The 16,109-nt window shown below is 34.7% G+C and carries 15 protein-coding genes; all 15 read right to left on the bottom strand.

Annotation, left to right across the window (positions count from 1 at the left end):
• Positions 1 to 19: 19 nt before the first annotated feature.
• Complete coding sequence (gene rfbD, locus FA045_RS02495) at positions 20 to 877, bottom strand: dTDP-4-dehydrorhamnose reductase (RefSeq protein ID WP_136874093.1); 858 nt, start codon at positions 875 to 877, stop codon at positions 20 to 22.
• Positions 874 to 1,419 carry a dTDP-4-dehydrorhamnose 3,5-epimerase gene (rfbC, locus tag FA045_RS02490; RefSeq protein ID WP_136874091.1) on the bottom strand — a complete coding sequence of 182 codons (546 nt, stop codon included), beginning with the start codon at positions 1,417 to 1,419 and terminating at the stop codon, positions 874 to 876. The genes rfbD and rfbC overlap by 4 nt, the downstream gene beginning before the upstream one ends.
• Positions 1,419 to 2,471 (bottom strand): dTDP-glucose 4,6-dehydratase, encoded by a 1,053-nt coding sequence (gene rfbB, locus FA045_RS02485; RefSeq protein WP_136874089.1) that lies wholly within the window; start codon positions 2,469 to 2,471, stop codon positions 1,419 to 1,421. Before rfbB ends, rfbC begins: the two co-directional genes overlap by 1 nt.
• Before the next feature lie 308 nt (positions 2,472 to 2,779).
• Positions 2,780 to 3,343: a DUF3109 family protein gene (locus tag FA045_RS02480; protein WP_136874087.1), complete on the bottom strand. Its 564-nt coding sequence runs from the start codon at positions 3,341 to 3,343 to the stop codon at positions 2,780 to 2,782.
• A gap of 81 nt (positions 3,344 to 3,424) precedes the next feature.
• The gene (locus FA045_RS02475; protein WP_136874085.1) at positions 3,425 to 4,195 is read right to left on the bottom strand and encodes a DUF3108 domain-containing protein; all 771 of its coding nucleotides are present in this window, start codon (positions 4,193 to 4,195) and stop codon (positions 3,425 to 3,427) included.
• An 88-nt stretch (positions 4,196 to 4,283) separates the two neighbouring features.
• Positions 4,284 to 4,799, bottom strand: a complete 516-nt coding sequence (locus FA045_RS02470; RefSeq protein WP_136874083.1) for a DUF2480 family protein — start codon at positions 4,797 to 4,799, stop codon at positions 4,284 to 4,286.
• Between the two features lie 471 nt (positions 4,800 to 5,270).
• Complete coding sequence (locus tag FA045_RS02465; protein WP_225871255.1) at positions 5,271 to 7,349, bottom strand: peptidylprolyl isomerase; 2,079 nt, start codon at positions 7,347 to 7,349, stop codon at positions 5,271 to 5,273.
• A 145-nt stretch (positions 7,350 to 7,494) separates the two neighbouring features.
• Entirely contained in the window at positions 7,495 to 8,070 is a 576-nt protein-coding gene (locus FA045_RS02460) for an LptA/OstA family protein (RefSeq protein ID WP_225871244.1), read from the bottom strand.
• Entirely contained in the window at positions 8,070 to 9,398 is a 1,329-nt protein-coding gene (locus tag FA045_RS02455; RefSeq protein ID WP_225871243.1) for an outer membrane protein transport protein, read from the bottom strand. The genes FA045_RS02460 and FA045_RS02455 overlap by 1 nt, the downstream gene beginning before the upstream one ends.
• Positions 9,379 to 10,116, bottom strand: coding sequence for a type III pantothenate kinase (locus tag FA045_RS02450; RefSeq protein WP_136874079.1), 738 nt, complete (start codon positions 10,114 to 10,116; stop codon positions 9,379 to 9,381). The genes FA045_RS02455 and FA045_RS02450 overlap by 20 nt, the downstream gene beginning before the upstream one ends.
• A 96-nt stretch (positions 10,117 to 10,212) precedes the next feature.
• Positions 10,213 to 11,193: a DUF6427 family protein gene (locus FA045_RS02445; RefSeq protein WP_136874077.1), complete on the bottom strand. Its 981-nt coding sequence runs from the start codon at positions 11,191 to 11,193 to the stop codon at positions 10,213 to 10,215.
• A 524-nt stretch (positions 11,194 to 11,717) separates the two neighbouring features.
• The gene (locus FA045_RS02440) at positions 11,718 to 12,704 is read right to left on the bottom strand and encodes a glycosyltransferase family protein (protein ID WP_136874075.1); all 987 of its coding nucleotides are present in this window, start codon (positions 12,702 to 12,704) and stop codon (positions 11,718 to 11,720) included.
• A gap of 73 nt (positions 12,705 to 12,777) precedes the next feature.
• Complete coding sequence (locus FA045_RS02435) at positions 12,778 to 13,629, bottom strand: UDP-2,3-diacylglucosamine diphosphatase (protein WP_136874073.1); 852 nt, start codon at positions 13,627 to 13,629, stop codon at positions 12,778 to 12,780.
• Positions 13,630 to 14,219: 590 nt separating this feature from the next.
• Positions 14,220 to 15,740 (bottom strand): DUF4394 domain-containing protein, encoded by a 1,521-nt coding sequence (locus FA045_RS02430; protein ID WP_136874071.1) that lies wholly within the window; start codon positions 15,738 to 15,740, stop codon positions 14,220 to 14,222.
• 44 nt (positions 15,741 to 15,784) lie between these two features.
• Positions 15,785 to 16,081: a hypothetical protein gene (locus tag FA045_RS02425; protein WP_136874069.1), complete on the bottom strand. Its 297-nt coding sequence runs from the start codon at positions 16,079 to 16,081 to the stop codon at positions 15,785 to 15,787.
• Between the last annotated feature and the right edge of the window lie 28 nt (positions 16,082 to 16,109).

Raw genomic sequence — 16,109 nt, 5'->3', positions numbered from 1 at the left:
CAACTCGCCGACTACACAACTAATTTTTCAATTTCGCTATACATTCAACCAAACTATCTCTCCAATAAGGGATGCTGATATTAAATGTACTTTTGATTTTGCTCTTGTCCATTACTGAAAAAGCTGGACGTTTTGCTTTAGTAGGATATAAAGCTCCTGGTATAGGATTTACCTTTACAGTTGTATCACTAATTGCAAAAATTGCAGTTGCAAAATCATACCAAGAGGTTACCCCTTCATTACTATAGTGGTAAGTTCCGTATTGGTTATTATTCACAGCAATGACATCAAAAATAGCATTGGCTAAATCGATGGCATACGTTGGTGTACCTACTTGATCTGCTATGATATTTAACTCATCTCGCTCTGCTCCTAACTTTAGCATTGTTTTTACAAAGTTATTGGCATACTCGCTATACAACCAACTTGTTCTGATGATGTAATGTTGAGGAAGCATTTTCGCTAATACCAATTCTCCATCTAGTTTGGTTTGTCCATAAACATTAATCGGATTTGCAACATCGTCTTCCTTTAGCAACTTCACTTCATTACCTTCAAATACAAAATCTGTACTTACATGAATTAATGTTGCCGCGGCATTTAAACATGCCTCTGCTAAATTTAACGCACCAGTTTCGTTTATCGCTTTGCAAAGCTCAACTTCATCTTCCGCTTTATCAACTGCCGTGTAGGCCGCACAATTAATCACAAAAGCTGGCTGCTCTCTCTCTAGTAATTGGCTAAGCAATTCTTTGTTTAAAATATTGGCCTCTTGTTCGGTTGGGAATACTATTTCATCAATACCACGTTTAGCGGCAACCGTTTTTAGGCATTGCCCTAATTGACCAGCAGCGCCAATCACTAAAATTTTACTCATGGTTTAAGGGAAGAAAAGGTATTTAAAATTAAATCTTTCTCTGAAACTGATTGCTTACCTTCTGGTATCAACCAATCGATATTTAGCTCACTATCATTGTACATGATACCCACTTCAGATTCCTTATGGTAAAAGTTATCACATTTATAAAAAAACTCTGCAGTTTCGCTTAACACAGAAAAACCGTGTAAAAAACCACGTGGCACATATAATTGTAATTTATTTTCTGCACTTAACTTCACCGAAATATGTTTACCGAAAGTGGGAGAATTAGGACGAACATCTACGGCTACATCTAATACCTCACCTTTTAAAACCCTAACTAATTTCGCTTGTGCATGTTCACCCGCTTGCGCATGTAAACCTCTAATTACACCATAAGAAGAATAAGATTGATTGTCTTGAACAAATTTACCCGACAAACCTGTTTTTTCTTCAAATGATTTTGAATTAAAACTTTCGAAGAAATAACCTCTTGGGTCTTCGAATATTCTTGGTTTTATAATTAAACAGTCTTTTAGACCTGTTTCTTGAATTTCCATTATTTATTGTCGTATTGTTTAGCGTAATAAGATTGATAATTACCTGAAGTAACATTTTCTAACCATTCATTGTTTGTCAAATACCAATCAACGGTTTTAGCTAAACCTTCTTCAAACTGTAAACTTGGCACCCAGTCTAATTCATTTTGCAGTTTTGTAGAATCAATTGCATAGCGTAAATCATGCCCTGCTCTATCGGTAACATAAGTAATCAATTTAGCTGATTCACCTGCTTCACGACCTAATTTTTCATCCATAATTTGGCATAATAAATTGATCAAGTCGATGTTTTTCCATTCATTGTGGCCACCAATATTATAGGTTTGACCAGTTTTAGCTTGATGAAAAATCACATCAATAGCTCTTGCATGATCTTCTACCCAAAGCCAATCTCTAACATTTTCTCCTTTACCATAAACTGGCACTGGTTTATTGTTTTTAATGTTATTGATAGCCAAAGGGATTAATTTCTCTGGAAAATGATGTGAACCATAATTATTTGAACAATTTGAAATTACGCAATCTAAACCATAGGTGTCATGATAAGCTCTAACAAAGTGATCTGAACTTGCTTTAGAAGCTGAGTAAGGACTATGTGGATCATAAGAAGTGGTTTCTGTAAACATCCCTTCCTCTCCTAATGCGCCATAAACTTCATCGGTACTAACGTGATAAAATCTTTTTTTATTATAATCACCTTTCCAGTATTCTCTGGCAGCATTTAACAAATTCACTGTGCCAATTACATTCGTAATTACAAATGCAGTTGGATCTGTAATTGAACGATCTACGTGGCTTTCAGCTGCCAAATGAATAACCGAATCAAAATTTTCACTTTCAAAAAGTTCATTCATCGCTGTTGCATCAGTAATGTCTGCCTTTACAAAACGATAGTTTGGACTGTTTTCTACATCAGTTAAGTTAGCCAAATTACCTGCATAGGTTAATTTATCGAGGTTAACAATTTGATAGTTGGGATAGTTATTTACGAAACGACGCACAACATGCGAGCCAATAAAACCAGCTCCACCGGTGATTAAGATTTTTTTCAAGATATTTCAGTTATAATTCAATTTGCTAAGTTAACAGAGATTAGGCGATTAAGCAAAATTTTTACTCATAAATCCTTGATAAGGAACATTTAGTAGACAAATAATTTTATTTATAAGTTAAAATTAGGCATCGTGTTTAATTTAAACGAAAATTTAGCACTCAAATGAGACACAATTTAAGAAACTGTTTAAAAAATGGCTAGATGATTTTAATAGGATGATACTTGAGGACACCTATCATGGCTATGTGTCCTGATTGATGTCTCTACAAACCAAAGCGATTTATTCTTTCTAAATTTAAACCTTTTCTAAGTATTCTTAACACTTTCTTCTAATTCTGTATACCATTCTAATCCGTATTTTCTAATCAATGGATCTTTTAGAAATTGGTAAACTGGCACTTTTAATTCTCTACCAAATGTACAGGCATCACTACAAATGTGCCATCTGTCGTAGTTTAGCACATCAAATTCTGGGTATTGGGTTATTCTGATGGGGTAAAGGTGACAAGAAATGGGTTTTTTCCAATCTACCAAACCTTGTTCATAAGCTTTTTCTATAGCGCATTTGGTAATCCCACCTTCAAAAGTAACATAAGCACATTCCTTATTGCCATCTACACAAGGTGTAGTTAAATCGCCATCTATATCAACAACAGAAGTACCTTGTTCTTCAATTGCTATAATTCCTTTTGGCGCCAATAAATGCTTAATTTTGGGATAAATGTCTGCTAAAATGGCGGTCTCGGCATGATCTAGTGGAGCTCCTGCATCTCCCTCAATGCAACAAATTCCTTTGCATTTATTTAAATTGCAAACAAAACTTTCACTAATCAAATCTTCATGCACTAAAGTGCCCTGTACTTCTATCATTTTTTAATATTGTTGAGAGGTGAAGGTGTAAAGTTGTAAATTTGAATAGACAATTCCACAAAAAACGACTTTACAACTCACCTATTTACCTATCGGATATTTTAAGCCTTGTGCAGATTTGATTTCTAATGTTACAGAACCTACTAAAATCTCTACCTCAGCTTTCACAGGAACTCTATTTCCATCATCGGTAATCCAAAGATACAACTTACTATCTTTTTTAAAGATACGACCAGGTTTTATCGAGGGACTAAATTTTAAGCATCGAATTGTTCCTAGCTTGGTTTTAATGGTTTCTTTGCCAACGTAGGCAATTTCTAATTGAGAAATTTCATCCCCTAAAAAGTAATTCAATTTAAACTGATCACCAATTTTCAGCTTTGCGATATCTAAACTTCTAGAAAAATAGTAGGCAGAAACTAAATCAAATGTTTGCGTAGTTGGTGTGGTAAATGTACCTCTGTTGGCCACCACCTTTTTATTGTCTTGGTAAAATCTCGCTTTATCTGTTCTTCTGTAACTGGCCTCACGAATATTTTCTTGATAAAAATAAGGTGTTAAATCTTTTTTATCGATGTAAGAATCGTAATGATCTCTGATTTTATAAAATACATCAAAAGTGCCAGAGGTTTGTGCATCAACCACTAAACGATAGGTTGGCTTATTATCAAACTTTAAATCGCTATTCAGCACTTTAATGGTGGCTTCTGCAGCTGTGATAAAACCGTATTTTAACTTGTACTGCAAAACCTCTCCCTCCTGAAAGGCTGCATCTTTTTTAAGGGGAAGTTCTTGCCCAAATGCCAGTAGACCACTAATGGCAAGCGTAAATAGAAGGATTATTTTTTTCATTTATGTGTGCTTCATTTTGTGTGTATCGCTAATTTATCAAATGTAAATAAGCAATATCATTGTGCAAACAAAAAGCAATCCAAAGTTGTTAATCTTTTCTTTTAAAGATAGGAACAGTAGAACAAGGCTCACCGTACATGATGCTTTTAGCCACAGGGGTAAGCAATGCCGTAATCTCTACATAGGCAGATACGGGAACATCTAAATCTGCGCAGCCTTTAACCACAACACGTTCTCCGGCAAAAGAATTAAGGTCTATTTGTGCAAGCGCTTTAGTATACAATACAGTCTCTAAAATTTCTAAATTACCGAAAACTACCTCATTTGCGAAGGGCTTCATTCTATTGGCCAAAAGCATATAAGCCCAGGTTGGCACAATTGCATCTGCACTGCAGGTAATTGCGATGTTTTTCCCGGCATACTGACCAAAATCATGTTCTTTGATAAAAGCTCTAAAATCTTGCTCTTTGAGGATTAGTCCGTGAAATAAATTGTCTTTTATATCATACACCAAACGCTCACCTTTATGGAAATAATCTTCCAAGTTTAGGGTAACTAAACCACTACTAGCAACTTTATTGACAATGTTTTCTTGAATATCCATTTTACACAAAATAAATCCTGATGATTCAGAACTATGGCAAAATTACACAAAATATCGTATGCATAATCAGCCGTTCAGGTTAATACGAATTATTACCTCATCTTTTTACGATGGAAAAACAATTAAATTGATCCGCGTCAACCTCACGCAAGTGGGGATCCTCATGCAGTACCTGTATTACTCAATTACCTTACAAAAGCATTACGATTGCCAGTCACGTGTTCCGAATTTACTTCGGAAAGCTGGCAATGACGATTAGACTTAGGTCTAACCATTAACAATTCTCAACTTCCGCGTCATCCCCACGCAGGTGGGGATCCTAATGCAATAGCAATATTCACCTGCAAGAGCATTACGCTCGCCAGTCGCGTGTTCCGAATTTACTTCGGAAAGCTAGCAATGACGAAACTACGTAACACAAAAAAGGGCTATGAATTATTTCACAGCCCTTTCTCTACTCTATTAATAAACTTAATAGAACTTTACTCTATTATCTTTAATCTCGCTTTTTTCTTGTAATGCTTGGAAAGCCGCACCTAATGAACGTTGAGTAACGCCCAAAATCATGGTTTCTTTTTGTTTATAAGTGTTTCCTATCGGAGCAGGGTTTGTAAATCCATCAACAGAAATTACATAAACACCTTTATCGCCTTCAATTGGTTTAGATAATTTACCAACCTGTGAACCAAATACCGCACCAACAACTTTATTTTCTTGTGACAAGCCTGGTATAATTGGATTAGCAAATACCAAGTTTTGAACTGGAGCTGCTGCTTTCCCAACTTTTTGTGCTACCGCTTCGATGTTTGAAGATCCATTTAAAGCTTTTTCTAATTTTTCTTTTAACATTTTAGCTTTAACGGCATTCATCACCATTGGTTGAATTTGTTTTTTAACATCTTCTAATTCCAACTGCCCTTTTGGCTGTACACCTGTTACATGCGCTACAACAAATGCATTATCCATCGTGTAAACTGTTGAAAGCACATCACCTTTATCTGCCTCATAAGCATCCTTAATTAAAGGACGAGGGTTATCTAAACCTGGAGCAAAACCTTGAGTAGGTGTTACTTTATCTGCTAAACCAACGGTATAACCATTTCTTTGCGCCAATGCAGCAAAATTATCTCCTTTTACTTCATTTAAAAATGCTGAAGCTTTTTTATAGGCAGCATCTTTAGTTTTTGTACTTGGCAATAACGATTTTTCGATGTAAGCCAACTTAGCTACTTTAGCTGAACCAATTTGTTTTTCTATTTTAAGAATGTGTACCCCAAATTGAGATTTCACAACTTTAATATCGCCAGTATTGCCATCAAATGCTGCATTTTCAAATTCTGGCACCATAGCACCACGTGCAAAAGTACCTACATCACCGCCCGTATCTTTTGAACCATCAACACTGTAAGTTTTAGCTAAAGTAGCCATGCTACCGCCTTTTTGCAATAATGATTTTAACGAATCAGCTAATTTCATTGCATTTGCCTCACCCCCAATTTTACTTGGATCTAAAAGGATATGACTTGCTTTAACAGAATCTGGAGAAAATTTATTAGCAATAACTTTAATTAACTTATAAGAATTATCTGAAAATACTGGTCCGTAGAAACTTCCTGCTGGATAATTGAAAATTACTGAATCAACTGCTGGAGCTAATTTACCTTTAGAAATATAAGTGAAAGGTACTTTTACATCAGAATTGTTTGCAGCAAATAAAGAATCATTTGGTGTAGTTTTAAAATCTGCAGCTAATTTTTCTACCTGAGCTTTTACAGCAACACTATCAGCTTTTGTAGGCTCAATACTGAAACTTACATATTCAAGACTTCTAGTTTCTGTTGGGTTTTCAAAACGTTTTTTGTTCGCTTCGTAATATTCTTTGTAATCAGCATCAGTAATTTTTACATCCTTATCTAATACCGAACTGTAATCTAGGTTTACATATTTGAAGTTAGCCAACTTATTACGGTTAATGTATTCGTCGTTTGCTTCAACTGAAGTTACATATACAGAATTACGAATCAAGTTTGCATATTTCTGTTGCAAAGCTTGTTTTTCGATCTCAGCTTGCAACATATCCCACTGTTTTTTTAAGTTAGGATCTTTAGATTGAGATTTTAATGAAGTTAAAACCGCAGCTCTATCTACCTCGCCAGTTTGTTGGTTACCAAAATATTGTACAATTAGTGGACTAGGGTTTTTACCTTGCAATAAATCGAAAAGTTCAACATCAGAAATAGTTAAACCTAAACGATTGTATTCTTTACCTAAAAGGATAGCACCAACTTCTGCTTGCCATGCATTATCCATAGCCATAGCTTGCATTTGGGCATTTACATTGCCACCATACTGTTGTTTAAATTGCGCCAAACTTTGCTCAACTTTTGGATTGAACTCTGCATACTCAATATCTTCTCCATCTACTGAACCAACCTTGCTTTGTGAAGAACCATACATTGCTGTACCTTGTGTAAGCAAAGGCTCTAAAACAAATAATGCCAATACCACTGCGATACCTCCTACTAGAAAATATCCCATCTTGGTACGCATGAACGTCATTACTCCCATATTATTTCTTATTTATTATTTTTTTAAGAGGGCGCAAGATACAAATTTGCAATTAATATGGAAACATTAAATTGAATTTGATATCCCCCATGAAAATTAGATAGATAGCTTGCTTAAAAACACTTAATTACTGTGTTAAATCGCCTTTAATTGATGTTGTACCAGCAGCATCAATAATCTCATAAGTACTAAAATCTTGTGGCGCAAAAAATTCAGTTCCTGTAATTACATCTCCATCTTTGGTAGTTACGGTGCCGTATGGCGAATAATACATCCTTTTATTTTCATCCCAGGTAAGCTCTTCGGTGGTAAATGTGATGTTATCACTAACAACAATTACATTTTTTCTGAAAATAGTAATCTTCTCCGTTTGTTTTTGGATGGCATAATTAGACGTAATGGTACCCGTTTTTTTAAAGAATTTATCGAAAAATTCTATTTTAACGCCTTTTGGCATTTCGTTATAGATAGCCCCTACAGATGGAGTTACTTTATCTAATATTGGCGCAAAACCTATTGCCTTTACATAAGCCGAGTCGCTGTAAGTCACAGCTACACCGATAGACCTATCTTTACTAAGTGTGATTTTTTTGGCCGAAATGGTAGCCGTATTCTTTAAATCATCATCATTACATGAAGATAAGCTAATTACAGCCAGCATCAAGCAAAATAAAAACTTCAATTTAACAGCCAAAGTTTTCATTAATCGAACTTAAACCTACGGAACCAAGAACCATCATTTAAGGTAAATGCTAAATGTAAGTTAACAAACTTTTCTTGCAGTAAACCATTACTCACGGTACCTCTTTTGCCTAATTCTGCGGTTAAATTCATCTTGTATATTGAGCCTCTATTTATAGAAGACAATGGTAAGCCTAAACCTAAAGTAATGGCGGTCTGTTTAATATCTTGATTATTTACTTGGATATATGTTTTATCATGCGAGAAACCCAAACGGTAATCTACTCTTTTAAAGTAACCATTAATAGCGTTAACATCTGGTGTATACTGACCACCTACAGAAACACCGTAGGTATCCTGCAATCCTTGATTAACATTGTCAATTGTTAGATTTGACCATTTGCCCATTCTATAATCAGCACCTATTAACCACTTGTTGTCTTTTTGAATACTAATACCAAAATTATGCACCAATGGCAATTTTAGATTGGTTTTTCTATTTTCTACGATTGATAAGGTATCAAAAGCAGATTGTTCTTCGCCATTTATAATGTTATATTGAGTTACCACATTACTTATTTTAGAATTGATATTAGAGTTTGAAGAACCAGAATAACCAAATACTAACGAAGTTTTATTACCTAAACGAAAATCATATTGTGCACCATAAGTAAAGCTTACACCACCTACACTATTTTTGGCTTGTAAGCGAGAATTAATTGCTCCGGGATCATTAGCGTATTCAGTTGATCTGTTTTCTAATAAATTACCAAACAAATACTCTACGTTAGCACCCACTCTAAAATGATCTCCGAACTGCATACCATAACCCAAATAAGCTTTGGTTAAGCCACCTTCGCCTGTATATTTGTAATCAACTGTTTTGGTATTTGCAGCTGTTGTACCTACTTGTACCGTGTTCTTAAAATCGTAACCCAACTGCGAGTAAGGTAAAATACCAAAACTTAAAGCAGATTTACGAGTTATTGGAAAAGCCATTGCTACATGGCTTAATGAAGCATTAAAGTTTTGTTCAGACTGTGTGCTATTGCTCAATTCGTTTATTACACCCGTTAAACCAATATCTAATGTTGTAGAATTAATACCTGCATAACTTGCCGGATTTTGTATATTGATGTTATTAAAGAAACTAGGCTTATAAACTGCTGTAGATATGCCTCCCATGGCACGATATTGAGGTAACAATGATCCTCTAACATTTCCTAAACCAAACTTTGAATAAGGAGATTGTATGGTTACTTGAGCATTTACCATCAAGCTTGTTAATAATAAGCAAACTGCAAAAGTGTATTTCAATTTATTGTACATGTTATAATGTAATGACTTCATTTAATCCTTTTAAAACCAAATATGGCTCGTGTATAATTTGGGGGGCAAAGATGCTGTTTTTTAATTGTTTGTTCAAAAAATCTGCATCACCACCAGTTATAATTATTTTTAGGTCTTTATTTTTGCTGCTTTCTAAAGTGATAAATCCTTCCACTTCATTCACAACTCCTTGTAAAACACCGTTTTTTATCGCGTTTTGCGTATTACTTCCTAACGGGATATTTAAATCGCCTTTATCCCAAGTTATTAGTGGCAATCTACCTGTAAAGTGATTTAAGGCCTTAAAGCGCATGTTTATTCCTAAACTAATGCTGCCCCCAAAATATGCTCGCTCTGCGGTTAAAACATCATAAGTAATACAAGTACCAGCATCAATTAATAAACAGCTATTACTCGGGTATAAAAACCTAGCTGCAATCACTTTTGCCCATCTATCTAAGCCTAAAGTATCTAGCGACTGGTAATTATTTTTTATCCCTGCTAAAATTTTAGTGCTAAAAGGAACATAGTTTACTGATTTAGCTAAAAATTCGCTTAATTCTGTACTATCCTTGTTTACACTTGAAACCGTAGCATTTTTAATGTGATACTTTTCAATTATCTCAGTTAAACTTTTATTGTTTAAGATTAATAATCGCTCAAAATGAACCAGCTCTTTATTTTTAAAAACGGCCAATTTATGCGCTGTATTCCCTATATCAATTACCAGATTATGCATTAACGTTTTAAAGTATGACTAAAATTTTCATCAAACTTTACGGCACAAAGCTATTAATCTTTAGCAAGTTTCAAGGTATCAAATTGTTAAAAAAGGTTAAACAAACAAAAAGTACTGAATACTTACCACTAAAACTGCAAACAATGATTCGTAAAACCAACGCTTTTTGGCATTAGAAAAATAGTAAGCCAAAAGCACTGCACCGGGCGGCACACTTAAAATAAAATGATAAACTCTGAAATCTGGTTTAGTATAAAAACTGATTAAGGCAATAATGAACATGAAAAATAGCATTTGAAATGCTTTTCTGGTGCTAATGAAACTCCTAAAAAAGTTTTCTCTTAGTTGCAATGTAGCCAATACAATGATTACACTAACTGGTATTAGCACTAAATAATCATCATACTTAATTCTCAATTTAGAAGGAAACGTATTAACTAATGGACGCCAAATTCTATAGAATTGAGAAATATTATCATTCCAATAATAAAACACGGCAATGATAAAAAATATGGTTAAAAAACCAACCAAACCCGATAGCCATTCACGCCAGTTAAAAGGGCGATAAAGGAGTAAACTTAACCATAACATGGCTAAAAAAACGATATAAGGAAAATAAATTAAGCTACCAAGGGCGATAATCATTCCAATGTCGAACATCATCATCATCGCATTTGGCGCTTTGCCTATTTTTAAAAATTTATCCATTATCCAAATGAGCAGAAAATTGCAAATTAAGGGTGGACTTAAGATTAAAAATTGAGTAAATAAACTTGCTCCTGTAATGTATAATAGCGCTGGTAAAAAACTTGGCTTAGCCATTAAACCATGGTTATTAATTACCCGATTAAAAATAATGGCTTGTAAAAAAGTTAATATTGCTGCCAAGGCTAAGTTAGCAGTTACCGAAAATGAATTTTCTAAAGGAATTTGAATGAGCAGTTTTGCATAAGGTTCTAAAAACTCGAAATTAAGCTGATCGGGTAGATTTACAAAGATGGCAATACGCATAAATAGCGTATATGCTGCCAAAACAAAAAGGTTTACCGGGTTTAAATTTCTGAATAGATTAATCATGCCTGCTATTGACAACAAAGTAAAGAAATTTTGAGCAATAATTTTTTGAATAAGACTTGATGATTTTTTTGAACTACCTAAGGCAATACAACCAAATAAACAGATAAAACACCATCGTTAGGTTTTAGGGAGAAAATTATGCAAGATTTAATTGAACCACCTAAGAAACCTAAGTAGCCCAAAGTAATACTTACAACCTTAGGTTTTCTTAGTTATATAAGGTGCTAAAAAGGGACAAGATTTAATTGAACCACCTAAGAAACCTAGCACACCAAAGTAATACTTACAACCTTAGGTTTTCTTAGGTTTATAAGGTGCTAAAAAGGAACAAGATTTTATTGAACCACCTAAGAAACCTAAGCACACCAAAGTAATACTTACAACCTTAGGTTTTCTTAGGTTTATAAGGTGCTAAAAAGGAACAAGATTTTATTGAACCATCTAAGAAACCGAAGCACACCAAAGTAATACTTACAACCTTAGGTTTTCTTAGGTGACTTAGGTAGTAAAAATAGTGAACAATTTTACCTCGCATATTTTTTAACCATATCATCAATAATCATGGCTGTTTCATCAGGAAAATTAAATTGATGCTCTTGCGGCTTAGCAACAAACTCTTTTAAAATGGGCAACCAATTATTATTACTAGACCAAATAACTGGTAAACCCAATAATTTTAAAGCATAAGCATTACATTGTTGCTCATACTGAAAACGCATTGGGGCAACCAATAATTTTTTACCCAAAAACAAAGCTTCTGCTGGACCTTCGAACCCGCCACCCGTAAATAAACCCTCGCAACTTGCCATACTTTGGTTAAACTTTTCATTATGTACTGGGGCTACAAATACATTTCCATCTTGGTAGCTAGTTTGGGTATGTTTAGAGAAAACTTCCCACCTGATGTGAGGAATTTGTTTAAAAACTTTAACCAAATGTTTATCATCAATGGCTGGTAAATAAACGGTATAATGCCCTAAATTGCTTACTAACAAGTTTCTAATTTCACTTCTAATAACTGGCGTATAAATAAAACTATCATAGCGCTCAAAATGGAAACCAATGTGATGTGTGGTCGGGGCATATCTGCTTAAAATAAGTTTACCCCAATCTATGGTGCGGGGGCGAGGTACTTTTTTAGATTTAAACGCAGCTTGGTGACTTAAAGAAACGCTTTCTAAACCTTGCAGTTTACAGGCCCAAGCTGTAACAGGCTCAAAATCATTAACTATTAAATTATAATCATTTAATGGAATGGATTTCATGTCTTTCCTAAACCGAGGTAAATTCATGTTATGCCATGTTTTGTAGTGGTCCACACCTCCCTTTTTACCAAACACAAAGCTAAACCCATGCAATTGGTATTTAATGTCTTGAGTTAATTTCACATCTGCTTGCGTACCCGAAATCAGGATATCTAACTCGCCGTATTTTTGTAAAAGCGGAACTATTTCTCTCGCTCTGCTCACATGGCCATTTCCCGTACCCTGAATTGCATAAAGTATTTTCATCCGCTCCTAATATCTGTATTTTTAAGCAGTATTTATATTTTTTATGGAAATGAAACTGTTAAGATTATGGGCTTTAGCCAACTTCTAATTTTATTTTTTGCAATAACATTTGGATATCCAATTTACTATGCAAATCTTCACTATCTGATAATAATCCAGATTCTACCTCATCATCTTGATAATCAATAGCCTTAAATTTCATGATGTTCCATTGGTTATTATGGTATTCTAATGCGGTTAAACTCTCTACCCAGTCGCCACTGTTTAGGTAAGTTACCTGACCTTCTTCAGTTAAAATCTCTCTAATTTCTGAATGATGAATATGCCCGCAGACTACAAAATGATAACCTTTTTCTATGGCCAGTTCTGCAGCTGTTTGCTCAAATTGGTTGATGAATTTTACAGCATCCTTAAATTTAGCCTTTATTTTTTGCGAAAAACTCATTTTAGGCCGACCAAACAATGCTAAACACCAATTTACGAAACTGTTAATTAGAATTAAACTATCATAACCTACCGCTCCCATTTTTGCCAACCATTTAGAGTGCTGCATGGTTACATCAAAAATATCACCGTGAAAAAACCATGCTTTTTTACCGTTAATTTCTAAAACCAGTTTATTTTGTAAATGAAACGTACCCAAATGCATATCGGCAAATTTGCGCAACATTTCATCGTGGTTGCCTGTTAAGTAGTAAACTTCTACACCTTCTACTACAAATTTCATGATTTTACGCAAAATTTTCATGTGGCTTTCTGGCCAGTATCTTTTGCTAAACTGCCAAATATCAATAATATCACCATTTAAAATGATAGTTTTTGGTTTGATACTTTTAAGATATTTAAGGAGTTCTTTGGCGTGGCAGCCGTAAGTGCCCAAGTGGACATCAGAAATAACAACAATTTCTACTTCTCTTTTTGCCATTTTTAATCTTCTTCTTCGCCAACTGTTAATTCGTATGGACTAAAAAAGAAAGCGATGATGACCACTAAACAAATTCCAAAACCTAATTCTACCATTTGGTTAAATTTATACTACAAAAATGCAATAGACAGATTAATAAGATGTTAAGTTGATGTTATTAAAATCATTTGTAAAAAACGATTTCATCGCTCTTATCAAACATCCTCGTTGCAAGAAATTCTGTATGGTAAAACTTACGAAGTCTTTTATGTCGCACTTTTAGACTTCGTAAGTTTAAATGGATTTGAAAATGCACCACCAAGCAACCTTAAATAGCAGCAAAAACTTTTTTTATCTAAACCTGATAGCAGTGAACATGTAGTCCCGACCTTTAGTTTGGGCCGAAATAAAACGGATAGCAGGACTAAATTAAAAAATGTGATGCTATTGCTTTTCTGATAAAGTAAATGTTTTATTAGTTAAAATTTATTTTACCAAAATCCTCCCCTACCCCCTCTAAAGGGATAATGGATGCTTAATTGAAAGTTTAAACAAAAAAACCGCAGACCAGCTTAAAGCCAATCTGCGGTTTTTATAATTATATATTTAGCTTAAAAACCTAAACCTAAAGTAAAGCCTCTTGCTGCTGTTGTAATTGTTGCTCCAGCTGTTGCCGCACCAGTTGTTAAGTTAACTGAGTACAATCTTTGCGTGCCAGCGACTGTAAAAATACCATAAGCCATATTGCTGGTTGAACCAATATCGAAACCATTTGCAGCTTCAACATTTACACCTAATGCACCAACACTTACAATACCACCGCTATTTGGTGGATCTTGTCTAACCAAAAGATCATTAGTCGAGTCAATATCGAATAATACTGTAGCTGTTGAGCCAGCAAAGTTATTGGTATAGGCTGCACCAGAAATTTGACCAGTGGTAGTTAAAGGGCCATCAGTAATTGCGATACCATCTGCAGGGTTAAATCTTAAGTTTTGACCAGTATTACTTACAATTCTAATTCTATCTACAGTTGGGTTAAAATCGAAACCGAATGATGTACCAACTAATAATGGGCTAATTAATGAAGTACCAACTGCAACTGCAGCACCAGAAGAGGCATTAAGTGTATAAATTCTACTTGTGCTACCTAATGCATAAAGCTGACCGTTTAATGGTCTCATGTCGATACCTAAAATGGTCTCGCCAGTAGCAATACCAGTAATTGCTTTAGCTACAACTGTTGGTGTAGCGGCCATTGGGTTAAAAATCAACAATTCGTTGTTAGCAGAAATTGCATAAGCAACTGGTTCTGTTGGAATAGCTAAACCAGTAATGTTTTGCGCAAAATCGCCAATTTTAGCAGCTTTACCAGTATTGATATCGATCGTAAATAAAGCAGATTTACCCGCTACAGACATCGCTGCTAAAGCAGTAGTTCCATCTGGATTGATATCAAAACCACCTGTATTGTCTACATCATAACCTAAAGCACCAACTTCAATTAATCCGCCATCATTTGGTGGATCTTGTCTGTGTAATTTGTTATTTACCACATCAATATCAAACAATGTTGTTGTTGCAGCGCCAGCTCTGTTCATGCTGTAAGCAGCAGAAGTTACACTTGCATTAGCTACACCTTTTATTGTTCCATCTACAACTTGTACTGTTCCGTTTTCTGGATTTAAACGTAAGTTTTGACCACTCGAAGTAACCAATCTGATTCTATCAACAGTTGGGTTAAAATCGAAAGCTACACTACCACTAGCTATTGCTGGCGTAAATGGAGTTGCAGAAATTGCTCTTGAAGCACCTGTTCTAGGATTAATTACGTAAATTCTGCTTGTGCTACCAACTGCGTATAACTCGCCAGTTGATGGACGAAAATCGATACCTAGAATATTCTCTCCGCTTTGCAAACCCGAAATGGTTACTTGAGAAGTAACTGTTGATGGAGTTTTTGCATTTAACATTAACAATTTATTATCGTCTGTTAACGCATAAAAATTTAAATCTGGCCCAGGAGTTAATACTTCTGGCATCATTGGCATCCTGTCTTTTCTACAAGAGCTTATCGAAATGGTTAAGGCAACACCTAGTATTGCAACTAACAAGTTGTACTTTTTTAACATGCTTAAAATTTTATTTGAAAAATTGATTAAAGTTCGAGTTGAAATTATCCTCTGGGAGGACGGTCTGGAAGACGTTGATAAGAATTTGGAAGACTAAACTTAAAGATGTAAAGTTTTAAGCCTGCTGGGATATACGTTGTAAATGATTGCGCTTTTAAAGTTGGTTGAGTTAGCGAAAAAGATTTTTCTTCTATATCTAACTTTTTCTCGGCACCGGCATTTTGTTTGTTCTCACTTGCAAATAATTTGCCCTTCGCTAAAGGAGCGGCAAAAACCACATTGGCCGAAAAGCTACAAAGCAAACCTAAAGTGATTAATATTTTAAAGTAGAGATTTTTCATTTAGCAATTGGCTATCTGTTTATATGCT

The sequence above is a fragment of the Pedobacter cryotolerans genome (assembly GCF_005116475.1).
Taxonomy (GTDB): Bacteria; Bacteroidota; Bacteroidia; order Sphingobacteriales; family Sphingobacteriaceae; genus Pedobacter; species Pedobacter cryotolerans.
Note: the sequence above shows the minus strand (reverse complement) of the source record. Positions and strands in the feature narration are given on the sequence as shown.